This window comes from Kytococcus sp. Marseille-QA3725 (assembly GCF_054950055.1).
The window spans coordinates 1,162,529-1,184,615 of record NZ_JBUCLA010000001.1; the positions used below are offsets into that span (position 1 = coordinate 1,162,529).

20 protein-coding genes, 2 pseudogenes and 1 other annotated feature are annotated in these 22,087 nt (G+C 69.4%); of the genes and pseudogenes, 6 read left to right on the forward strand and 16 right to left on the reverse strand.

Annotation, left to right across the window (positions count from 1 at the left end; translation table 11 throughout):
* The first annotated feature begins 51 nt into the window (after window positions 1-51).
* Both ACY8FT_RS05330 and ACY8FT_RS05335 read left to right on the forward strand, forming a co-directional pair.
* Entirely contained in the window at window positions 52-1,452 is a 1,401-nt protein-coding gene (locus ACY8FT_RS05330) for a sodium/glutamate symporter (protein WP_462417875.1), read from the forward strand.
* A 42-nt stretch (window positions 1,453-1,494) separates the two neighbouring features.
* On the forward strand, window positions 1,495-3,123 hold the full coding sequence (locus ACY8FT_RS05335) for an amidohydrolase (protein ID WP_462417876.1): 1,629 nt from the start codon (window positions 1,495-1,497) through the stop codon (window positions 3,121-3,123).
* Between the two features lie 121 nt (window positions 3,124-3,244).
* Here ACY8FT_RS05335 and ACY8FT_RS05340 read toward each other — a convergent pair whose 3' ends face one another.
* The 12 genes and pseudogenes from ACY8FT_RS05340 to ACY8FT_RS05395 form a co-directional block, all read right to left on the reverse strand.
* Window positions 3,245-4,507: a serine hydrolase domain-containing protein gene (locus ACY8FT_RS05340; RefSeq protein ID WP_462417877.1), complete on the reverse strand. Its 1,263-nt coding sequence runs from the start codon at window positions 4,505-4,507 to the stop codon at window positions 3,245-3,247.
* A 140-nt stretch (window positions 4,508-4,647) separates the two neighbouring features.
* Window positions 4,648-5,907: a serine hydrolase domain-containing protein gene (locus ACY8FT_RS05345; RefSeq protein ID WP_462417878.1), complete on the reverse strand. Its 1,260-nt coding sequence runs from the start codon at window positions 5,905-5,907 to the stop codon at window positions 4,648-4,650.
* Window positions 5,908-6,006: 99 nt separating this feature from the next.
* The gene (locus ACY8FT_RS05350) at window positions 6,007-6,504 is read right to left on the reverse strand and encodes a pilus assembly protein TadG-related protein (protein ID WP_462417879.1); all 498 of its coding nucleotides are present in this window, start codon (window positions 6,502-6,504) and stop codon (window positions 6,007-6,009) included.
* Window positions 6,501-6,977, reverse strand: a complete 477-nt coding sequence (locus ACY8FT_RS05355; RefSeq protein ID WP_462417880.1) for a hypothetical protein — start codon at window positions 6,975-6,977, stop codon at window positions 6,501-6,503. The genes ACY8FT_RS05350 and ACY8FT_RS05355 overlap by 4 nt, the downstream gene beginning before the upstream one ends.
* On the reverse strand, window positions 6,974-7,312 hold the full coding sequence (locus tag ACY8FT_RS05360; protein ID WP_462417881.1) for a pilus assembly protein: 339 nt from the start codon (window positions 7,310-7,312) through the stop codon (window positions 6,974-6,976). Before ACY8FT_RS05360 ends, ACY8FT_RS05355 begins: the two co-directional genes overlap by 4 nt.
* A 44-nt stretch (window positions 7,313-7,356) precedes the next feature.
* The gene (locus ACY8FT_RS05365) at window positions 7,357-7,557 is read right to left on the reverse strand and encodes a hypothetical protein (protein WP_462418416.1); all 201 of its coding nucleotides are present in this window, start codon (window positions 7,555-7,557) and stop codon (window positions 7,357-7,359) included.
* 159 nt (window positions 7,558-7,716) lie between these two features.
* Entirely contained in the window at window positions 7,717-8,646 is a 930-nt protein-coding gene (locus ACY8FT_RS05370; protein ID WP_462417882.1) for a type II secretion system F family protein, read from the reverse strand.
* Window positions 8,643-9,509, reverse strand: coding sequence for a type II secretion system F family protein (locus ACY8FT_RS05375; RefSeq protein ID WP_462417883.1), 867 nt, complete (start codon window positions 9,507-9,509; stop codon window positions 8,643-8,645). Before ACY8FT_RS05375 ends, ACY8FT_RS05370 begins: the two co-directional genes overlap by 4 nt.
* Window positions 9,506-10,285, reverse strand: a pseudogene (locus tag ACY8FT_RS05380) (CpaF family protein); the annotation flags it as partial. The gene ACY8FT_RS05375 and the pseudogene ACY8FT_RS05380, both read right to left, overlap by 4 nt.
* 272 nt (window positions 10,286-10,557) lie before the next feature.
* A complete protein-coding gene (locus ACY8FT_RS05385; RefSeq protein WP_462417884.1) occupies window positions 10,558-11,808 on the reverse strand; it encodes an IS256 family transposase in 1,251 nt (416 codons plus the stop codon).
* Between the two features lie 173 nt (window positions 11,809-11,981).
* Window positions 11,982-14,267: a hypothetical protein gene (locus tag ACY8FT_RS05390; protein ID WP_462417885.1), complete on the reverse strand. Its 2,286-nt coding sequence runs from the start codon at window positions 14,265-14,267 to the stop codon at window positions 11,982-11,984.
* A complete protein-coding gene (locus tag ACY8FT_RS05395; protein WP_462417886.1) occupies window positions 14,264-15,196 on the reverse strand; it encodes a hypothetical protein in 933 nt (310 codons plus the stop codon). Before ACY8FT_RS05395 ends, ACY8FT_RS05390 begins: the two co-directional genes overlap by 4 nt.
* A 108-nt stretch (window positions 15,197-15,304) precedes the next feature.
* Here ACY8FT_RS05395 and ACY8FT_RS05400 point away from each other — a divergent pair, with 108 nt between their 5' ends.
* The gene (locus ACY8FT_RS05400; protein WP_462417887.1) at window positions 15,305-15,646 is read left to right on the forward strand and encodes a hypothetical protein; all 342 of its coding nucleotides are present in this window, start codon (window positions 15,305-15,307) and stop codon (window positions 15,644-15,646) included.
* A gap of 243 nt (window positions 15,647-15,889) precedes the next feature.
* Here the strand turns inward: ACY8FT_RS05400 and ACY8FT_RS05405 are convergent, their stop codons facing one another.
* Window positions 15,890-16,273 carry a hypothetical protein gene (locus ACY8FT_RS05405; RefSeq protein WP_462417888.1) on the reverse strand — a complete coding sequence of 128 codons (384 nt, stop codon included), beginning with the start codon at window positions 16,271-16,273 and terminating at the stop codon, window positions 15,890-15,892.
* A gap of 579 nt (window positions 16,274-16,852) precedes the next feature.
* Between ACY8FT_RS05405 and ACY8FT_RS05410 the strand changes: the two genes are divergently transcribed.
* On the forward strand, window positions 16,853-17,110 hold the full coding sequence (locus ACY8FT_RS05410) for a helix-turn-helix domain-containing protein (protein ID WP_462417889.1): 258 nt from the start codon (window positions 16,853-16,855) through the stop codon (window positions 17,108-17,110).
* A 35-nt stretch (window positions 17,111-17,145) separates the two neighbouring features.
* On the opposite strand, the gene ACY8FT_RS05415 is transcribed toward ACY8FT_RS05410, so the two are convergent.
* The gene (locus ACY8FT_RS05415; RefSeq protein ID WP_462417890.1) at window positions 17,146-18,204 is read right to left on the reverse strand and encodes a hypothetical protein; all 1,059 of its coding nucleotides are present in this window, start codon (window positions 18,202-18,204) and stop codon (window positions 17,146-17,148) included.
* Window positions 18,205-18,513: 309 nt separating this feature from the next.
* Between ACY8FT_RS05415 and ACY8FT_RS05420 the strand changes: the two genes are divergently transcribed.
* Complete coding sequence (locus tag ACY8FT_RS05420) at window positions 18,514-18,981, forward strand: hypothetical protein (protein WP_462417891.1); 468 nt, start codon at window positions 18,514-18,516, stop codon at window positions 18,979-18,981.
* A gap of 89 nt (window positions 18,982-19,070) precedes the next feature.
* Here ACY8FT_RS05420 and ACY8FT_RS05425 read toward each other — a convergent pair whose 3' ends face one another.
* The gene (locus ACY8FT_RS05425) at window positions 19,071-19,817 is read right to left on the reverse strand and encodes a hypothetical protein (protein ID WP_462417892.1); all 747 of its coding nucleotides are present in this window, start codon (window positions 19,815-19,817) and stop codon (window positions 19,071-19,073) included.
* Window positions 19,818-20,049: 232 nt separating this feature from the next.
* Here ACY8FT_RS05425 and ACY8FT_RS05430 point away from each other — a divergent pair, with 232 nt between their 5' ends.
* Window positions 20,050-20,331: a hypothetical protein gene (locus tag ACY8FT_RS05430; protein WP_462417893.1), complete on the forward strand. Its 282-nt coding sequence runs from the start codon at window positions 20,050-20,052 to the stop codon at window positions 20,329-20,331.
* A 411-nt stretch (window positions 20,332-20,742) separates the two neighbouring features.
* Here ACY8FT_RS05430 and ACY8FT_RS05435 read toward each other — a convergent pair.
* Window positions 20,743-22,008, reverse strand: a pseudogene (locus tag ACY8FT_RS05435) (IS3 family transposase).
* Window positions 21,586-21,729, reverse strand: a sequence feature (AL1L pseudoknot). It overlaps the preceding pseudogene by 144 nt.
* Window positions 22,009-22,087: the final 79 nt, after the last annotated feature.

Sequence of the window (22,087 nt, forward strand, 5' to 3'; positions counted from 1 at the left end):
CTGCCACCGCGACGCCGTCGTGACGCGGGCCGTGCACCCAGGAGGCTCCCCATGTCCGCGCTGTTCGGTCTCTCGCTCATCGGCGTCCTGTGCCTGGTCGGCATGGTGCTGCGCCGCTGGATCCCGGCGTTCCGCACCAACATCGTGCCCGCCTTCGTGATCGCCGGCTTCCTCGGCGCCATCGCCATGAACGCAGGACTCTCCGGCCTGCTCCCGGGAGTGGACCACGAGCTCTTCACGCTGCTCACCGCAGAGCTGTTCACGCTCTCCTTCATCTCCATCGGTCTCACCCCGCCGCCGCCCGGCACACGGGATGCCACGGGTCGCGCACAGGCCACGCTCCTGCGCGGGGCCTGGGCCATGGGGCTGACGTGGACCCTCGTGTTCGCCACACAGGCACTGCTCGGTGTCGGGGTCGTCGCGGCCACCGGACGCTTCGGCGACATGGACGCGACCTACGGCTTCATGCTCCCCTTCGCCTTCGCGCAGGGCCCCGGTCAGGCGGTCACCTTCGCCGGCATCTTCGAGCAGCAGGGTTGGACCGATGCCGTGGACGTCGGCCTCGCGTTCGCCTCGGCGGGCTTCGCGGCCGCCTTCCTGGTGGGTGTGCCGCTGGCGCGGTGGGGCATGAACCGTGGCCTGGCCACGCACTCGATGGGGATCACCGAGTCGGTGGGCAAGGGCTACTTCCACCGTGACGAGGAGACCGAGTCGATGGGCTCGGAGACGACCTTCTCCGGCAGCGTCGACACCCTCACCTTCCACTTCTCGATGATGGGCCTGGGCTACCTGCTGGCCCACGCACTGGCGTGGGTGTTCGCCCACGTCCCGGGCTTCGTGGGCGAGACCATCAGCGGGATGATGTTCATGAACGGCCTGCTGGCGGCCTACTTCGTGCGCTGGGTGCTCGGACTGCTGTCGGTGGACCACCTGCTGCACCGCCAGATGCAGGCCCGCATCACCGGCCTGACCACCGACTTCGTGGTGGTGGCCTCCTTCATGGCCGTGCAGGCCGCCGTCGTGGCCGCCTGGCTCGTGCCGATCCTCGCCACCGCCGTGCTGGCCGTCCTGCTGACGGTGGGGCTGTGCGTCGTCATCGGCCAGCGCTACGGCAGCGACCACGACTTCGAGCGCACCCTGGGCATGTACGGCACCCTGACCGGCACCACCCCCACCGGGCTGGCACTGGTGCGCATCCTGGACCCGCGCATGCACACCAGCACCATGGCCGAGATGGGGCTGATGAACCTGCCGGAGATGCTGTACCTCCCCGCCATGCTCACCATCTCCGCCGCGTTCGCCGGGGAGATGGGCCTGTGGGCCGCTCTCGGGGTGATGGCCGCCCTGACCCTCGCCTACCTGCTCGCCCTGCTCCTCACCCGCAGCGTGGGCCGGCGGACGTGGACCCTGCAGGGGCCCGTCGCCGATGACTCCGTGGCCCGCGACCGCTGACGCAGGCCACCCCACCCCTCACCGCAGGAAGGACAGCTACCCGTGGAGACGCTCTACCACTCGGGCCGCATCATCACCATGGTCGACCGGGACGACGCCCCCGAGGCGGTCCTGGTCCGCAACGGGCGGATCGCCGCCGTCGGGCCGCTCCAGGAGGTCCGGTCCTCGGCCGGCCCCTCGGTGGAGGAGGTGAGCCTGGACGGGCGGACGCTCATGCCCTCCTTCATCGACCCCCACGGCCACCTGCTGCACCACGGCGCCCTGGCGGCCCTGGTGGACCTCGAGGGCGCACGCAGCATCGAGGAGGTCGTCACCGCGTTCCGGGAGCGCCTGGCCGCCCGGGACGCCGACGACCGGTCCCCGCTGGTCGGGGCGAGGTACGACCCGCAGATGCTCGCCGAGCAGCGCCACCCCACGCGGGAGGAGCTCGACGCGGTGAGCACCGACCTGCCCGTCCTGGCCCTGCACCGCAGCCTGCACGTCGCCGTCGGCAACTCGTTCCTGGTGGAGGCCGCCGGCCTGACCGCGGACACCCCGGACCCGGAGGGCGGACGATTCGGGCGCTTCCCCGACGGCACCCCGGACGGCTACGTCGAGGAGCACCCGGCCATGTCGGCCTTCGCCGCCGTCCTCTCCCCCGGTGGCGACGGCGGGCTGCTGCCCACCGGGTCGGCGGACCCCGTGGGTGCCGCCGAGCTCGCGGTCGCCGACTACCTGCGCCACGGCATCACGACCGCCCAGGAGGGGGCCGCCGACCCCGCGACGGTGGCCGGCCTGGTCGAGGCGTCGCGAGCGGGCGCGCTCCGGCTCGACGTGGCGGTCTACCCGGTGGTGCAGACCGGTACCGCCGTGTACGACGAGCACCCGGGCCTGACCGGCGACTACGTGGACGGCCTGCGGCTGGGTGGGTACAAGATGATCCTCGACGGCTCCCCGCAGGCGCGGTCGGCGTGGATGAGCGAGCCGTACGAGCCCGTGCCGGGCGACGAGGCCCCGGGATGCGCCTACCCGATCCACACCGCCGAGGAGGTGGAGCGCTACACGCGAGCGGTGGCCGAGCAGGGGCGGCAGCTGATCGTGCACTGCAACGGCGACGCGGCGGCCGAGCAGTGGGTGACCACCGTGCAGGAGGTGGGTGCGCGGACACCGGCGCTCCTGGAGGCCCGTCCCGTCATGATCCACGCCCAGACGGTGCGCGACGACCAGCTGGACCGCATGGCCGAGCTGGGCATGATCGCCTCGGTCTTCACTGGCCACACGTGGTTCTGGGGTGACGTGCACCTGCGCAACTTCGGGCCCGTCCGGGGGCGTCGGGTCTCCCCCGCCCGCTCCGCGCTCGACCGCGGCGTGCGGGTGACGCTCCACCAGGACGCGCCGGTCACGCCGCCGGACATGATGCTGACGATCTGGGCAGCGGTGAACCGGATCACGCGCAGCGGGTACCCCATCGGGCTGGAGGAGCGGATCTCCACCTGGGAGGCGCTGCGGGCGGTCACCTGCGAGGCCGCCTACCAGTACGGCGAGGAGGACTCCAAGGGGTGCGTCCGGGAGGGCATGCGGGCCGACCTGGTGGTCCTGTCCGACGACCCGCTCGCGACCCCGCCGCAGGACCTGCGTGACATCCAGGTGCTCCGGACCATCAAGGACGGCGAGGTCGTGTACCGGGTGTGACAGATCCCATCACCCAGACAGTGCACGACGTCGTCCTGCCCACCACGAAGACGCCGCTGGGGCGGGGAACCCGAAGGTTCCCGCCCCAGCGGCGTCAGGACTCGTCGAGTCCGCCTGCGGATCAGCCCAGACGGAACTTCGAGCGCGACAGCATCGGCAGCACCTCGCCACGCACGGCGGAGGCGGAGTAGCCGGACGGACGGCCCGAGCGGTTGGTGGAGACGGCCATGCAGGCGTCCATGACCTCGAACTGGCCGTTCTGCAGCCGGGTGGCGCCCTCCTCGTCCATCGGGCGGCCGGTCATCATGAAGGCCATGCGGCGCCAGCCGTCGCGCGAGGAGAAGGACATGGCGGTGGAGCCGAAGCCGCCACCGTCGTGGCCGTAGAGCTTGCCCTTGCCGGTGAAGACGTCGTCGAGCACCAGCACGCCGTAGCCGTAGCCGGCGTCCGCGGCGGCGCCCACCGGGGTGATCATCTGGTCGACGCTGGTCTGCGACAGGATCTGGTGACGCAGCAGCACGGCCCAGAAGTCGGTGATGTCGGCAGAGGTCGACATGGCGGCGGCGGAGCCGGAGAAGATTGACAGGTTGACGTCCTGCAGGCGCTCCTTCTGCTTGCCGAGCATGGCGACGTCCTCGAGCTCCAGCGCCGGGTTCTCCACCTTCGCGGAGTTGAACAGGAAGGTCTGGTTCATGCCCATCTTCGTGTACACCTGCTGGCGCAGGATGGACGCGATGGACGTGCCGTGAACCTTCTCCAGCATCATCGACAGCACGACGTAGCCGGTGTTCGAGTAGGCCCAGCCCTCACCCGGGGTGAACTTCCACGGCAGCTTCTTGGCCGCGGCGATGATGTCGGCGTGGCTCCACTGGTCGTTGGTGAAGTCCTCCCACCAGCCGAGGGTGAAGTCGTGCTCGGCGACGACGTCGTTGATGTGGTCCGGCATGCCGGAGGTGTGGTTGAGGAGCTGGCCCACGGTGACGCTGCCCCGGCCCTTCCACAGGCCCGGCAGCACGTCGTCGATGGTGGTCTTCAGCGTCCACTTCTTGCGCTCGATGAGCTGGAAGACCGCGGTCGCCAGCTGCGGCTTGGTCATGGAGGAGATGCGGGCGCGAGCGTTGGCGCGAGCCAGCTCCGAGCGGGTCATGGAGAAGCGACCGGCGGCAAGGTCCAGACGGCCGTAGCGGCCGGACACGGAGCAGACGGCGCCCACCAGCGGGTTGCCGATCATGCCCTTCAGGGCCGCCTTGAGGGCCTCGGCGTTCGGGCCGGTGGCCAGGGCCGCGTTGGACGCGGTCACGCCCGTGGTGGCGCCCAGGGCGGTGGTGGCGGCGGTGGCCGTGGCCAGGCCGGCGAACTGACGGCGGGACAGGGCAGACGTCATGTCTTCTCCTCAGTAGGTGTGGATCTCGCGCTGAAGGGCCCGCCCAGCGTGCGGTCGGGCACCAAGCGGGACCACCCCACCACGGGATGACGCGCTTGTCACGCATCACCCCGCGGTGGGGTGGTTCTCACGAGGCCGGTTCAGCCGAAGAAGGGGGCGACCTCGGCGTCGTAGCGCGCGGCACCGCGGACGACCTGCGGGTCCAGGCCCTTCGCGTCCGGAGTCGCGTTCGACAGGGCACGGGAGGAGACCGTCGCGCGCAGAGCCGCCTTGCGCAGCGCCTCACGGTTGCGGTCCATGTGCCACTTGCCGTTCCACCAGTAGGGCCGACCGGAGGCGATGTAGGCCATGCGGCGGCGCCCGTCGCGGGTGGACAGGGCGTGCGCCACCGAGCCCCACCCGGAACCGGTGTGCCCGTAGAGGTTGCCTCGACCGGACACGTCGTCCGGCACGATGCGCATGCCCAGGCCGTAGGAGTACTCGACCGCCGGCCCGTAGGGGGTGCACATCTTGTCCACGAGGTACTGGCTGACGATCCGACCGCTGAACAGGCGGTAGGTGAAGTCCGTCAGGTCCGCCGAGGTGGCCATGACCGCGCCGGCGCCGGAGAAGGTGCTCAGGTTCACCCGCTCCAGGCGGTAGCGGCCGTCCGCCTCGACGATGTAGTCCGAGAGCTGCGGGCTCGGTGCGGACGACCCGGTGCGCAGCGAGGTCTGGCGCATGCCGTTGGGCAGGAAGACCCGCTCGCGCAGCAGCGACCTGAGCGACTGGCCGGTGACCTTCGCCAGCATCATGCCGACGACGACGAAGCCGGTGTTGGAGTAGTAGTAGCCCTCCCCCGGCGTGAAGCGCCAGGACATGCCGCGGGCGATGCGCACGATCTGCGCGTCGGTGTACTGCTCGCTGCAGGCCTCCTCGAGCACCGCGGGGGACTGCTCGTACATGTTGCTGCCGGGGGTGATGACGTTCAGTGCGTCGGGCATGCCGGAGGTGTGGCTCAACAACTGGCGCAGGGTGACGTTCCCGCGCCCCGGCCACAGGCCCGGCAGCACGTCGTCGATGGTGGTCTGCAGCGTCCAGGTGCGCGCCTGGATCTGCTGCATGACGGCGGTGGTCACCATCATCTTGGTGATGCTGGCGACGCGGCCGCGGCAGTTGACCCGGGCGGAGTAGCCGCTGACGGACTGCTTGCCCGCCGCGACGTCGAGGTGACCGTACGGACCGCGCACGGAGGCCACGGCCCCGACGGCGGTGCTGCCGATCATGGCGCGCAGCCGCTCACCGACGGCGGCTCCGGCGGGGGTGTCGATGGCGGCCTGTGCGCCGGGGGCCAGGGCGGCCCCGGCCAGGGTGCCGGCGGTCAGGCCGGCGAACCCGCGACGGCTGATGGATGTGCTCATGTCTTCCCCTTCGTCTGGTCGTGTGGCAGGCGCCCCCTCGACACCTGCGGCCTCGCAGTGTGCCGCATCGCACCGACGGGGGCGCGCCGACGCCGCGGATCACCTGTCGTTCCGGTCTCCTCCACGTGCCGTGGACTCGACGGTGATCGTCGTGCCACCCGGGACCCACCCGCGCACGAGGTCGGTGACCGGGAAGTGCACCTCACTGGTGACGCGGACGGTCGCCTGCCGCCGGTCGCCGGTCGGCGCCGCGCTGACCACCTGCCAGGCGGCGATGCGGGAGGACGGCTCCTGCTCGGCCAGGGCCCGGTGGGCTGCACGGTCCACCTCGGCAGGGTCGAGCACCGTCACCTCCTGCTCGTAGTAGGCGTCGTCGGAGATCGCGTCGGCGGCCCCGCGGGCCGCGGCGTCCGTGGCGTTCAGCGTCTCGATGCGGGCGAGGTACAGGCTGGTGGTGTCGACTCCGACGAGCAGCAGGCTGGCGAGGATCGCCACGAAGCCCATGAGCAGCAGGGCGGTGCCGCCCTCCTCGGGGTCCCGGCGTCGGGGACGGTGCACCGCCCGGAGCCGGGCGACGAGTCGTCGGGTGCGGCTCACCGCTGCCCACCCCCTGCCCGGTACTCGTCGAGGGGCTCGGTGTGCGTCGCGGTGATGGTGAGCACCGCCGGTCCGCGGATGCCGAGCCGGTCCAGGCCCGGCAGGGTCACGCGGAGGCGCGAGGAGGCCGTGACCCCACCGTCGTCACCGGGCTCGTCGCAGCCGGTGCACTCGAGGGTCAGCTCGGCGGCGTCCTGCCCGAAGTCCTCGGCCGTGAGCCGACCGGCCGCCTGTCCCGTCGCCAGCGCACCGGGGCGTTCGTCGGTCACCTCGGCCACCGTCACCCGGGCGGCCTCCCGCGCGGAGGCGGTGGACGCGAAGGCTGCCGACTGGATCTCCGCCAGCAGCAGGATCAGGTAGACCAGCGGCACCAGGAAGAACGCGACGAGGACGGTGTACTCGACCATGGCGGCGCCAGCCTCCGGGTCGCCGGCCCCGGACGAGGTGGTGCGGGGACCGGCCCGGTGCGTCACCGGCCCTCCTGCACCGCGCGCCCGCGGACCGTCAGGTCCGACCCGATCCCCCACGGCCCCAGGACGGGCAGATCCGCCCGCACCTCGACCACGACGACCCCGCGGCCGCCGATGATGTCGTGGGTTTGGACGACGTCGGACACGGTCGCGCCGGCCGAGGCCCGATCGATCAGGTACCGCGCCCGCTGCACCCCGTCACCGGGCGCGGCGTCGGAGCGGGCCCCGTGCCGGGCCCCCTCGACGGCGAACGCCGTGAGGGAGTTGCGGACGTGCAGGGCGAAGGCGAGCTGCAGGACGGCCATGACCGTGAAGACCGCGATCACGCTGGTGAGCACGAACTCGGCCGTGACCGCTCCCCGCTCGCCTCCGCCGACGGCCCTCAGGGGCCCTGCACCCCGCTGACCGCGGTGGTGAACAGGCTGTTCAGCAGCGGACCCGCCACCGCCCACAGAGCGGTCACGATGCCGGCGGTCATCATGGTGATGAGCACCCAGCCGGGCACGTCGCCCCGCTCGGTGTCCTCGGTCATGCGGGCGTAGGCGTTCATCAGACGGACGTAGACGGACTGCAGGGTGGTCATGCTCGGGCTCCTGTGTGGGTGTGTGCGAACTGTGCGATCGGGAGTTGCCTCCCCCGTGGTGCTCCCGGGCGGGAGCGGTGCGGGGGCGTGCGCCCCCTCCGGCCACCGGGTGGGTGACCGAGTCCGTGGGGCCCGTGGGCCGGGCGGTGGGCCGGCGCATCAGAGGTTCACCTGCAGCGCGCTCAGACCGGGGTACATGGCGAAGACGACGGTCACCGGGAGCACGAAGAACACGACCGGGATCATCATGAGGATCTCCCGTCGCCCTCCCTCGGCGATGATCTGCTGGCGGGCCGCCTCCCGGGCGTCCGTGGCCTGGGCACGCAGCACCTCCGCCAACGGTGTGCCCCGCTCGACGGCGATGATCACGCCGTCGACGAAGCGGGCGACGCTCGGGACCCCCGTGCGCTCGGCGATCCCCTCCAGCGCGTTCGGCAGGCTGGCACCGGTGCGTGCCTCGCCGAGGGCCTGGGTCAGCTCGCGCGAGAGCTCACCGCGGCTGAGGCGGGCGACCCGCTCGAGGGCGGCGCTGGCCGACTCCCCTGCCGCGACTGCCAGGGCGAGCAGCTCCGCGACCGCGGGGAACTCCTCCACGATGCGGTGCTCCCGCCGGGTGAGCCGACGTGCCAGCAGCTGGTCGCGGAGCATGACCCCGGAGAGGCCGCCGCACAGCGCGAGCGCCGGGGCGATGACCGGCACCGCTCGTCCCGTGCTCCACAGCAGGACCCCGAGGGCAGCACCCGCAGCGGCCAGCAGGCACGCGAGCACGGCCTGCTGTGCGCGATAGCCCTGCACGTCGGGGGCGAGTCCCGCCCGCTCGAGGCGGCGGACCAGCACGTCGTGACCCCCGAGCAGCTCGCCGAGCCGCCGGCCGAGGCCCCTGGTGAAGGGGTCCACGAGGTGGTGCACGGTGAGCTGCTCGTGGGGTGCCAGGTTGAACAGCCTCGCCGGCACCGGCTCGTCGCGCACGTAGGGGTCGACCCGCATGGCGAGGGTGGGTGTGCGCCAGCGCGGGACGCCGTACACGACCAGCAGCAGGCCGAGACCGATCACCAGACCCACGGCCGCTCCGGGCCACGACCAGCTCATCGCAGCACCCGCTCCGCCTGCGGGATGCGACCGAGCCGCACCATCAGGACGTAGGCCGCCACCGAGACGAGCCCACCGACGGCCAGGACGAGGGCCCCGGTCGGCGTGTTGTAGGCCGCCAGGGAGTCGCCGCCGCGCGTGGCCAGCATCGCCAGGACGATCCACGGCGCCGCGAGTCCGAGTCGTGCGGCGTTCACGGTCCAGCTCTGTCGGGCCTCCATCTCCGAGCGGGTGTGTGCCTCCTCCCGCAGGAAGGCGCTGAGGGTGCGCAGGACCACGCCGAGGTCGCTGCCGCCGACCTCGCGAGCGATCCGGAGCGACTCCACCAGGCGGTCCGCGACCGGGTCCGACAGGCGGTCCTTGAGCGCGTCGAGGCTCACGTGGAAGCGGCCGGTGGACCGGTAGTCGCGGGCGAACGCCGCGAAGGCGGGACGGAGCTCCTCCGGACCGCGCACCGCCAGCTGCGCCAGTGCCTCGGGCAGCGCCATACCTGCCCGGACACCCGAGGCGACGTGGTCGACGCAGTCCGGCCAGGCGTGCCGGAGGCGCGACCGCCGACGACGCACGGTGGCCGAGAGCAGCATCCAGGGCAGCGCCGAGGCGATGACCGCGAAGGCGGCCGCGACACTGAGGACTCCGGTGAACCCTGCCGTCAGAACGAAGGCGACGATGCCGAGGGCGAGGGTGCTGAGCACCATGCCGACCGGGGTCACCCCCGGCCAGCGTGCGACCGCCAGGTCGTCGGCCACCCGGTCGCGCCAGGTGGTCCGGGTCACCCGCGTGCGGGGGTGCGTGGGCCAGAAGGAGTCCCACACGAGTGCCAGCCCCACCCCGAGGAGTGCGCCCAGGAGCAGACCGGTCATGCCGCCCCCAGCAGCTCGCGCAGGTCGTAGCCCGCCCGTGCGAAGCGCTCCCGGTGCGGCGGGAACCCGTCAGCTCGGGTGAGCTCGCCGTCCACCCGGGTGAAGAGCTCCGCCACCTCGATGACGTCGCCCTCCGTGCGCCCGGGCAGAGCGGCGATCTGCTGGACCCGCCGACGCCCGTCACGTTCCAGGGCGCAGTGGACGACCAGGTCGACCGCGTTGGCCACCGTCGGCACCACGAAGGAGCTCGCGACGTTCGGACCGGCCAGCAGCGGGAGCGTGCACATCTTGAGCACGGCCTCCCGGGCACCGTTCGCGTGGATCGTCGCCATGCCGGGCAACCCGGAGTTCAGCGCGATGAGCAGGTCGAGTGCCTCCTCCTGGCGCACCTCGCCGACCAGAACCCGGGAGGGGCGCATGCGCAGGGCCTCCTTGACCAGGCGGCGCAGGGTGATCTCGCCGGTCCCCTCGAGGCTCGGCTGGCGGCACTGCATCGCCACGGTGTCGCGCAGCGGTACGTGCAGCTCGAAGACCTCCTCGGCCGTGACCACCCGCTCGTGGGGCGGGATGGCAGCGGCCAGGCAGTTCAGCATGGTCGTCTTGCCCGCCTGCGTCCCACCCGAGACCAGCACGTTCAGACCGCTGGCCACCGCGGCGCGGAGGAAGGCCGCGGCGGGCGCGGTGAGGCTCCCCATCGCCACGAGGTCCTCGAGCTGGTGTGCGCGGGAGACGAACTTGCGGATGTTGACCGACCAGTGGCGGCGTGTGATGTCCGGGGCATATGTCGATCTGCCGTTTTTGCCGTGGCGGTTTAGCGCGTTCTGGATGACCGCGTCAGGCTGATTTGCGCGTGCGCAAAGAGATTCGGGGTTGGGAAGCGCCACCGGACGAACCCGACCCCTGAGAACACGGGTGGACACGGCGAAGGGCCAACCGCTGGGGTGCGGTTGGCCCTTCGATGAGGGGTAGAGCTGGTTCCGGGCATCCCCTGGCCGGTCAAGTCCCGGGTAGTGGTGTAGCGGTGTCCTTCGGGTCGTGGGGTGGTTTGTCAAGCGGTGAGGGCGGGTAGCTCGGTGGTCGTGGTGGTGTCCTCCTGGGGGGTGGGGATGAGGTGCATGCGGCAGCGGGCCAGGAGGTCCAAGCCCAGGTAGCGGCGGCCTTCGGCCCATTCGTCGGTTTGCTCGGCCAGGACGGCCCCGACGAGACGGACCACGGCCTGGCGGGTGGGGAAGATCCCGACACTGTCGGTGCGGCGGCGGATCTCACGGTTGAGGCGTTCGGCGGGGTTGTTCGACCAGATCTGGGACCACACGTCCTTCGGGAAAGTAGTGAACGCGAGGATGTCGGCCCGAGCGGCGTCCAGGTGGTCGTGGACCTCGGGAAGCTTGGTCTGGACGTAGTCCAGGAGCCGGTCGAACTGGGCGTCCACCGCGGCGGCGTCGGGCTGGTCGTACACGCTGTGCAGCATGGCCTTGACTGCTGGCCACATGCTCTTGGGAGTGACCGACATGAGGTTGGCTGCGTAGTGCGTGCGGCAGCGTTGCCAGGTCGCGCCGGGCAGGTTGGCCCGCAGCGCTTCGACCAGACCGGTGTGGGCGTCAGAGGTCACGAGCTGCACACCGGTCAGGCCGCGGGCGACGAGGTCGGCGAAGAACTCGTTCCACGCCGCCCCGGTCTCTCCGGTTGCTACGCGCAGGCCCAGGACTTCGCGGTGGCCATCGTTGTTCACCCCGGTGGCGATCAACACGACGGTGTTGATGACCCTGCCGCCTTCACGGACCTTCATGGTCAGGGCGTCGGCCGCGATGAAGGTCCACGGCCCGGTGGTGTCCAGGGGCCGGTGGCGGAACTCCTCGACGTGCTCGTCGAGTTCGGCGGCCATCCGCGAGACCTGGGACTTCGACAGGCCGTCGATACCGAGGGTCTTGACCAGCTTGTCCATGCGGCGGGTGGACACCCCGGCCAGATAGCAGTCGGCCACGACGGTGATCAGCGCGGTTTCGGCCCGCTTGCGGCGTTCCAACAGCCACTCGGGGAAGTAGGTCCCGGTGCGGAGCTTGGGAACGGCCACGTCGATCGTGCCCACCCGGGTGTCCAGGTCGCGGTGACGGTACCCGTTGCGCTGGGCGGTACGGGTCGTGCTGGGGCGGCCGTACTCGGCGCCGACCACCGCGTCGGCGTCTGCGGACAGCAGGGCGTTGATGGTCTGCTGCAGCAAGTGGCGCATCAGGTCCGGCGAGGCTTCGGCCAGGGCTTCGCTCAGCAGGCCGGCAGGGTCCACAATGTGAGGTGCGGTCATCGTGATGACTCCGTTCGAGGATTCTGTGGAAGGTTGACTCGAAGGATCACACGGTGACCGCACCCATGTCCGGGCACATCGTGGCCACCGCGCTACACCACTATGCGGGACTCAACTCCCTGGCCCCCCTTTGGCCGGTACTCCCCCGTCAGGGGCGGCAAGGGGTTGAGGGGTCAGGCGGCTTCGTAGTCCGTGTCCGGGGGGTCACTACCCGGCGGGTTCTGCGCGTGCCGGGTGGACTCCAGGACAGCCTCGAGGTCGCACGGGTCCACGACCGGGCCCGTCGGGGCACCGTTGGGGGTGGTCAGGGCTGCTTCGTGGCGGGTGATGATGCGGAAGTTCGTCGCCGCCGCCCTAAGCCCAGCCTCCACCGACGCGGCCGCCAAGCCCTTGCGGCGGCGGTGCATCGACCGTCCGATGCCCTGGTAGCCACGGTCCTTCAGGACACTGTTCGCGGACTCCACACGGGACCGCAGGTGCCCGTAGTGGCCGGCCCACTCTGCGGACCCGTACTCGAAATGCTGGGAGTACTTGTCCATGTCGAACGTGGCCTTGAGGGTCACCGACTGCTTGTTCTTGCAGATCGCTGCCGCGTTGTTCCCCCCGGTCTGGGTGAGCGGGGAGATCGGCAACATGGTGATCCCCGGGTTGCGGGGACCGGTGGAACCCGTGCAGTTCAGGGTCGCGCCGGGCCCCTTCGCGGGGCACTTCACGACCGTCTTGTCTGCGGTGCCGGCTTCCTTCTCACGCAGCAGGAACGCGCGACGCTGCCCCAGACGGTGCCGCCACGTGTGCCCGTCGATGTCACCGTTGCGGAAGTCCTTCGTCGCGTCACGCAACGGGGTGGGCATGCTCGCGCAGTACAGGCCACCCTCGAGGAAGATCACCTGCGCGTCCACGTTCCGGGCACCCAGCGCGGACTTGGAGTAGTCCATGACCAGGTCAGCGTCCTCGCGGAGCTTCAAGTGCCACCGGGCCCGGGAGCTCTTCTTCGAGTCGTCGTAGTGACCCAGGTAGCCACGGTCGGTGCACAGCAAGATCCGGCCATCACGGCCCACGTCCCCGTCAGCCGGGTCCAGCAGGCCCTTCGTGGACTGGACGATGTCCAGCAGGGCTTCCTTCTGGTCCATGCCCGGCAGGCGGACAGGTGCGGCGACGATCAGCGGGGGCACCAAACCACGGGAGTCGGCGTCCGCGGCGCCGATCACCGCGAGGTTCACCTCCACCCCACGCTCACACTTCATCTTCACCGGGTCCATACCCTTCGCCGGGGCATGGTTCGTCGTGGTCCGCACGTAGTAACCCATGTCGGCGTCCGACCCGACGACCTCCACAAACTCCTCCCCGCCCAGAGCGTTCTTCACCTTCCGGGTGCGGGGACGAGAGTTGTACCGGGCAGCGACGAACGTGCCATCCACGGTCAGCGCCGGGGAGGTACGCCACGCCTCCCACGTGGAGTCATCCGTCAGCCACAGGGACGCGTCGATCAGCCGCTGGTTGAACACGTCCAACCGGTGCCGGCGCTCGGCGATACGGGCGGGGTCCTGCGCCCACTTCGCTTCCAACTGGGCCTGCTCGGCCTTCGTGCGGGTGCCCTTGCGCGGCCCCGGGTAGGGGTCGATCAGGTCACGCCGGTACTGCCACGACCGGTGCACGGCACTCCTCGCAGCTTCGACGCCACGGTCGTTGGACAGCAGCGGGGAGGACGGCAACCAGTCCCCCACGATCTCCAGCTCCAGGTACTCGCGGAGCCGCTGGGCCTCCTCCGACGGGTCGGCCATGAGCGTGACGATGTCCTTGGCGATGTCCGCGTACGAACCGGGACGGTCGGCCAGGATGCGCGCCCACTCGAAACTCATCACCGTCACCGGGGACAGGAGGGGCTTACGCCCGCACGCCCGCCGCGGGGACTTCGCACGCTCAGCGTCCTCCCACTGGGAGAACAACGCGTCCACGGCGGCGATGTCCAGCATGTACCGGGCCAGGATGAGCATGTCCCGTGCTGAGGCGTCACGCTGTTGTTCAACGTTCATCTCCGACGCCCACGTCGCGTGCCGGCCGGGACGACGCTCGGGCAGGCCCACGAGCTGGCGCTCCTCCTGAGCGACCTCCACGAGGACCTTCCGCAGGGTGTTCAGCGCGCCCCGCAGGTCACGCTCCGCCCGCGTCCGCGCCGTGCCGGTGACCGTCAGGCCGGGGTGGTCCCGGTGGGCCTTGCGAGGGTTGATGTCCCGCTCCACCGCGAGCCGGGACACAGCCCGATCCACCTCCGCCTCGGCGCGAAAGACACGGTCGGCGGCCTTCGACCGGGCGACCGCACGGTGCCGCTTGGTCTTCATCCACGCGGCGACGGACTGAACCCGGGCCGGGTAGTGCTCGGCCAGGCGCTGGTCGGCTGCGGTGATGTTGCCTCGGCGTCCCAGTGCGCGCCGGTGAAGGTGGGTGATGTTCGGGTTCACAGGCCCATCACCGCCTTCGGGTCACGCAGGGCCTGCCGGGCGGTGGACCGCTCCGGTTCGGGCAAGTACGGAAGGATCCGCTCCAACCCACTGACGCCCTCCAGACCGGAGGCGTGAATCAGGGCGGGGATCGGCGTCCCACCGGCCAGATGCCGGTACAGCCACGTGCACCGCAGCCGCTGGGCGGTGATGGGCAGGGTCGCCTTGTACTTGTTCGTGAAGTCCGACACGACACCGAGGCGACGGGTCGTGGTCCGCTTGGGTGCGATCAGGAACTCGCCGGGGTCGGCCTGATGGGAGTGTCGTGCCACGAGCCCTTCAAGGTCACGGGTGACAGGGACGGCCCGGGGGTGCTTGCCTTCACGCACCCAGACGAGGACACCGTCGTCGTCGATGGTGACGTCCCCAGCGCGCACGCCGGCCATCTCGGTGGTCTTCAGCCCGGCATCCATACCCAAGGCGACGATCATCTGGGCGTTGCGCTGCCGGTAGGGGGTCGGCTGGGAGCGTGCCCAACTGATGATGGTGACGGCTTCCTGCCCGGTGTAGGGCTCGGAGGGCAGTTTGTGGCGGGCGATGACGGGGGCGGGGCCCGGGTCGACGCCGATGCGGCGGGAGACCCTGCGCAGGATGGAGCGCATGTTGCCGCGGACGCTGTAGGTCAGGTTCTGGTGTCCGTGTTCGCAGGACATGTTGATCGCTTCCGTGTTGAAGATGGCTTCGTCGGTGAGGGGCTGGAAGCTCTCCTCGGTGCACCACGCGGTGTGGCGGGTCAGGGCGTGCATGGCGACGCGGATTTCCCGGCGGTTGGTGGTGTGGGGGGTGACGGCACGACGGGTCACGTCCCGGACGTAGGGGCCGATGGCGTCCCAGGTCTGGGGTTTGATGTGGGGGGTGTAGTTCGTGACGAGGTCGTCGTGGGGGTGCATGCCACTCCTCAAGTGGGCGATTCTTCGCCCACCATAGAAGTGGGTGGCACACGACGCAACAAACCCTTGCGCCACCGCAACACCTGCACTCCCACGTACCCTTCCCCCATGCCCAGACAGGCCCGACCCAAACCCATCGAGGTCGCCACAAGCCACGGAGCCATCCCGTGGCCCACCCAGCCCGTCACCGGCACCCACCCCGACCAGGTCACCACCGAACGCTGCCGACTCATCGCCCACGAGCTCACCGCCCACAAGGCCAAGACCGGCACCTCCAACAGGGACATCGCCAACACCACCGGCGTCCCCCGCCGAACCATCGACGGACTCCTCGACGGGTCCCACGTCCCGGACGTCGCGACGCTTGCGCGCCTCGAGCAGGGTCTGGGGATCAGGGTCTGGACCTACCCAGAGACCGTCACCCCGCAGCGGGGCACGCCAGAGGCGTGAGGCCAGCAGCCATGCGACGCGGCAACAGGCGTGGATCGTGTCGCCAGCCGGGGCCGGGGCCTGCTCGTAGGGCTTGAGTGCGCGGCGGGCAGGCAGAACCAGGCCTTCCACAACCAGAGCAGATCCGCTACCATCACGAGTGACTAGTTCGTTGAGGTGGCTCTTGCTCTCCCGGTTGGCGCCGGGGGCTGTGGGGGCCATTTCTTCTGCCTGCACCCGCTTCGGGTGCCCGTCCATCAGTGACTACTCCTCTTCTCCTCGGTCTCGGACGGTGGCCTTACGCCACACGCCCCGGTCAACGTGCACGACCGTTCCCCTGCGCTTGAGTCCTTCCAGAGCCTGAGCGATCTGCCTCGGGGTGAGGCGCCGCCCGTACTCCTTGTTGACGTGTTCACGGATGGCCGCGTTCGTGAAGCACCCGTTGTCGATGGCTGCCTCGACGGCCTGCCGTTGACTGCTGGTACGCCCCGGCTCGCCCTTGACCAGGGACACGAGCTCGCGTGCGAGGACGCGGGCCTTGCGCTGGTCGTGGGTTCGCATGCCCTGCACCCACACCCCGTCGGCCAGGAGGCCAATGAGGGCCGCCTTGGCGTCTTGGGGGCTGGCTTGGGTCGGGGTTGCCTTCACGCCGGCAACTCTTCCCAGAGTTGGGCGCGTCGTCACGCGGCCGCGGGTTTCGCGGAGGTGCAGGGCGCCGGCCAGGAGGGGGTAGTCACTACCCCCGATATGGGTGTGACCCAACAGGGTTAAGCGTTGCCGAGCAAGAGGGTCTTCAACGAGAACAGCGACCTCTCGGGTCGTGGACCAGCGCCGACCACTCAATACCGCCTTCAACCCGTTAGGCGATACCTGTAGGCGGCCAGCGAGCCACTTTCGAGCGTCCTCCAGGGTCTCCCCGGTGTGCTTCTGCCGCTGCCCGATGAGCTCGCGAGCGAGGAGCACGAACTCAAGATTCCACTGGAATGCCAGCGAATCAACACCCATGTGAGGGGCACGGAGCACCTCGCGCCAGCTGGCCTTGTCGCCGAGGACCTCCCGCGGAGAGGCCGGCTTCGGGGATGGCTGTGGGTGGGTGTTGGGTGTCAAGTCTGCTGGCACTCCCGCAACCTAGCGTGAAGCCCCACCCCCACCAGCGGGGAGCGGGCCCCACCGCCTAGTACGCGAATGAGTACTGCGCTTCGCCTCCCAACAGGCTGCACTGCCCCCATGCCCTTCGACCCGGACCTCTCCCTACTCAGGGACGCCTTCCGGGCACAGAAGGACCGCACCGGGCTCACCATCGACCAGATCACCGAACGCTCCGGCCTGGGACGCATGACCGTCATGCAAGTCTCCTCCGGGCAACGCCACGGCACCCTCGAAACCTGGCTCCGCCTAGCCCACGCCTTCGACGTGAGCATGGACGAGCTCCTCGCCCCCGTCCTCAATGCCGACGACAACGCGGAGGGGCCCCGCAACCCGTAGGTCACGAGGCCCCTTGCACCAAGGATCGCCGCCTGTCAGTCGTCCCAGTTGACCTTGGCGACGTTCGTGGTCATCGTCGTGAGATCCCGGTCGCCGTCCTCGACGGCCCAGGCGATGTAGTCGTGCCCGACCATCTTTGCGGACTCCACGACCTGTTCACTGGAGATCACCTGATTCTCGTCGGTCAGCACCGTCGAACGGTCCAGGTTGGCCACCCCGAGCGTGTCCTCCTCGCGCAGGAGGAAGTCGCCCTGGTCGTTGATGCCCATGATGGCGTAGTTGCTCTCCCCGGCACCCTTGCCGTAGCAGGTCGCGGTCTTGCCCTCCATGTCGTAGATGCCACCCTCGGACACGATGAACTTCCCGCGCGGGGAGCGCTGAGAGTTCATGTTCGATGCACCCTCAGCCGCACAGTCGGAGCTAATGCCCTCGACTTCCTTGCTGGCCGTAAAGGTGTCAAAGCCGGGAGCCTCACCCTCCTCGAGGCCCAGGTGTTCCGCCACAGTAGGCAGGGACGCGCACTCGTCGCCAACAGCGCCCGAGTCGCCGGGGGTCACGGCGACGACCTTCCCGGTCTTGGCTTCAACGACCGCACCCTGGGCCTCCAGGCCAGCCTTGACGCCCTCACCGGGGAGGTTGATCGCACTGACGTAGACCTCGCTGCCGTCACCGGCGATGTATCCGCTCTCGGCTTCGAAGGACCAGAGCTCCTCACCCTGGGGCGTGTGGGCGTACAGGGTGTCGGGGGCGTCGTCTCCCCAGAGGGAGGTGATGATGACCTCGTCGTTGGCGCTGGTGATTTCCCCGGGGATGCTGATGAGGGTCTGCTCGTCGACGAAGCTGAGCGGCCGGCTGTAGGGCCCTCCGACCGGAAGGGGACTCTGAGCGTCCCCCTGCCCGCCGCCGTCGCCTTCCTGGTCGGAGTCGCCGTCGAGGTGAGCGTTCGAGGGGGCGCCCAGGTCGCCCTCTTCCATGGGCTGTGCGGCCTCGTTGCTGGAGCTGGGGGCCTCCTCGCTGGAGGTGTCGTTGTTGCATCCGGTGAGGATGGTTGCGGCGGCCAGGGTGATGGCGGCGGTGAGCGCGGTACGGCGCATAGGTTCCCCCTTGGGTGAGTGGTGTGACGGCAGAATCACCATACTCGTTTGAGTATCGGTGCAGCGTCACCCCCACACAGGCACCGCACCACTTGACACACTCAGACCCCCGGCCCACCCCCCCGCCCCTCACGACACCGCTAGGAGCCCGCAATCCACGCACCCCCAGGCCTCCCCACCCCCGTCATCTTCACCCACAAGAACCGGGACTGGACGATCACCAATCAGACCCTGCCATTCACCACCGTCTGGTACTGGTACTGCCGGGGCAAGTGGAAGCGCGGCCAGCGGTTGCTCACCGTCGCCCTCGTGACCTACCCCACCCTCGCGACCATGGCGCCGGCTTGGGCCTGGACGATCTCGCCGTTCGCCGCGTCAGCCATCGCCTTGGTCATGTGGGGACTCCTCGCAACCCCGGCGCTGTCCCACCACTTGCCCTCGACCCGGTCGTTCACGACCTTCAACGACCAAGGTCAGGCCGTGGCCACGTTCACTCTGGCCCCGCGCATCCTCGGCGGCTGGAAGGCCGAGGGACTGGCCACCAGCCAGCCAGGCGAGGGGATCGCCAAGGCCGCCGTCACCCACCTCCTCGAAACGGACGCCGCCCCCTTCGCCACGGCCCGCGCGCACAACATCACGGTCCACCTCACCGCAGCATCCAAGAAGCTCGCTAACCGCTACGAAGACTGGTGGGGCGCCTGGCTCCACCGCAAGCACCCCAAGAGCCGTAAGTTCACAAGCCACCCCCGCGTCGGACCGACAGTCCCCAGCGATTAAGTCTCTCATTCCACGCAGGAGACTGGCCTGAGAGCCAGGCATGACACACCGCTCCCACAGGCGGCACCCGAGAGGGGGCAAACGTTGTCTTACCCCATCGACCTAAGGAAGGTGATCCGCCTAGGGTCTTTCAGGGTCACGTAAGGGGTGCCCTTGGAGGTGGGCTTGAACTTCCCCTCAACGAGGAAGTGGAGGCCCACCAAGTCGCCGAGCTCCTGCACACCAACAGACTCCAGGACTTGGGACACAACCCCCTCACCAAACCGCACCGCGGGTGTCTTGTCTCCACGAGGTCCGGAGTTGATCCAACCGCCGCCCGCGGCCACCACGGCTCCCCAGACGATTCGGGTCTCCTCGACCTGCCTGAAACTGTGGGAGTGCATGCACCCCTCTCCCAGTGTGGTCCGGGTCCCATCGCTGAGGATCAAGGCTTTGCCGCCCTCTTCCAGAGGACCTGCCATCAGGTGAATGAGTAAGGGGCGATAGCCGAGGGAGGCAACACCGGCCCCCTCCCTCGCGGGCCCTCGCGTGTGCTGACGCGTGGTCCCACCACTACCAACGGGGTCATGTACAACGGTGGGCTCCTGAGGGCCTGGCCCCTCCAACCGGATCTTGAGTCCATCGCCCCGGTTGATGATCTGGTGGGCCACTTCAACCTCACGGGCCGCAGCCTGTCCGCGAGTCACAGTCCTGAACTCGCATTCTTCCTGGTGACTACCGAAGAACGTCGGAGCACGCCCGTCGCGGGTGCGCTTGCGCCAGTGGACGAGGACCCCGCACACAGCGTCGGGGCAGGTCAACCGCTCCCTGTACTCATCGCGGAGTTCCTCGTTCATCTTCGTAGCGAAGATCTGACGCCGCTGATCCAGCAATGCCCACCGCACTGAAACGCTCCTTGATTCTCTAGGAATTCTTACCCGTCAAACCCATCATCGCCTCCCAGTTCAGTGGTCCGATGCACCTCGGTCCGTGAGCGGAACCCACCCTGCCTGCACGTAGCATTGGGACACAGGGATGTTCGACCGCGACACCCTTGCGGACCACGCTCACCTCGCTAGCAGGAGTTGCATGGCCAGAGACGAGCTCGACCTCCTTGATGATGCACTGATTCTGTCAGGGCTGGCGGACGCGTTGGAAGAACTTCCGCCGCTCGGGGCCAGAACGGACGCTGATCGCCGCCAGCGCATGATCGCCACCTGCCGTGCGGCCGCACAGCGGGTAGCGGCGCAGAGGACGTCAGAGCAGGGCTTCGAGGCCGCCGAGGCCTACGCGGGAGGCGAGTGGCGCAACGAACTGTTGCTGGCCCTGTTTGGGGCCGACGGTGCCAAACGAATCCTGTCACGGGGTTGACCCAAGCGGCGCCTGCCCTGGAAATACCCCGGAGAACTTGCAGAGGGATTAGACGCGCCAACTCTGTGATTCTGACACCCCGCTGTCATCATCAGGGGTAGATCGACCGTTGACGGTGGGAGCACCTCGCCTTGAAGGCGAACATGAGACGTGGAGTCCCTCATGGGGGACTCGGCTCGACTTCATACGAATCAAGCGACGGACGCCCCGAATCCCAACCAGAGCCCCCAAGCGAGGTCTTTCAAGTCGACGCATACCCCGTGGTGGGAGCGTGGCGAACCAACGGTCTGAGCGACAGGGCCTCCGACACTGCACAGCAGGCCTGCGCCTCGGGCTCAACGACTTCCTCCAACGCTACGGGGGGGGGCACATGGGCTACGCCGTCGGCAGGGAGTTTGTCCCGTGCCGGGGTTAGTGGAGGCTCGGTTCTGACGCCTCTACGGTAGCCGGGGCGGGGTTCTGGGCGTAGTAGGTGGTCTCGTACTCGATGGGCGGGATCAAGCCGATCTGGCCGTGCAGGCGTCGGTGGTTGTACCAGTCGATGTACTCGGCGACGGCGATCTCTAGTTCATCGATGGTCTTCCAGGGGCCGCGGTTTCGGACGAGCTCGGCCTTGAAGGTCGAGTTGAATGCTTCGGCCATGGCGTTGTCGTAGGAGTCGCCCGTCGATCCGACAGACGCGACCGCGCCGGCCTCGGCGAGGCGTTGGGTGTAGCGGATGGCGACGTATTGAGCTCCCTTGTCCGAGTGCGCGATCACACCCGTCGTGGGCTGCCCGGCATGGTCCCGGGTCCACAACCCCATCTCGAGGGCATCCAGGGCCAGGTCGGTGCGCAGGCTCGTCGACAGCTGCCAGCCCACGACTCTGCGCGAGTACACGTCCAGCACGAATGCCGCGTACACCCACCCGGCGAACGTCCGGCAGTACGTGATGTCCGCGACCCACACCCTGTTGGGGGCTGGCGCGACGAAGCGGCGCTGCAGCAGGTCAGGCCGGTCGTCGGGCCCTCGTCCGGCGATCGTCGTGCGCGGTCCCTTGGCCCGACTGACCCCGCGCAACCCCTAGGCACGCATGAGTCGGTGGACCGTGCCGCGGGCGATGCGATGCCCGTCGCGATTCAGCGCGGCGTGGACCTTACGAACCCCGTACACGCCGTAGTTCGTCTCGTGCACCGCCTTGATCGCAGCAACGTGCTTTGCGTCGCTGGCCGCGCGTCTGGACGGCGGACGGTTCCTCGCGGCGTAGTAGGTGCTCGGGGCGATCGCCAGGCCTGCCTCACGCAGGACCCGACAGATCGGCTCGACCCCGAACCGCTCACGGTGCTCGTCGATGTAGGCGACGAGCACCGCCGTGCTCACCTGATCCTGCGGTCGAGCTCCGCCGCGGCGAAAAAAGCCGACGCCGTCCGCAAGATCTCATTCGTCCGCCGCAGCTCCCGAACCTCACGCTCAAGCTCGATGATCCGCTGCTGCCTCGACCGTGGTCGTGCCCGGCCGGTCACCAGCATCGACCTCGGCCTGGGACACCCAGTTCCGCAACGTCTCAGGGTTGATCCCCAGCTGCTCACCGACCCGACGCAACGCCCCCTGCCTCGTGGCAGGGTCACGCCGCAGCTCGACCGCCATCCTGATCGCTCGCTCCCGAAGCTCCTCCGGGTACTTCCTCGGTGCTGCCATGACTCTCATCCTTCCGGTGAATGAGAGCCTCCATCACACCCGGCACGGGACACATCAGCCGCTCGACCAACCTCCCCGG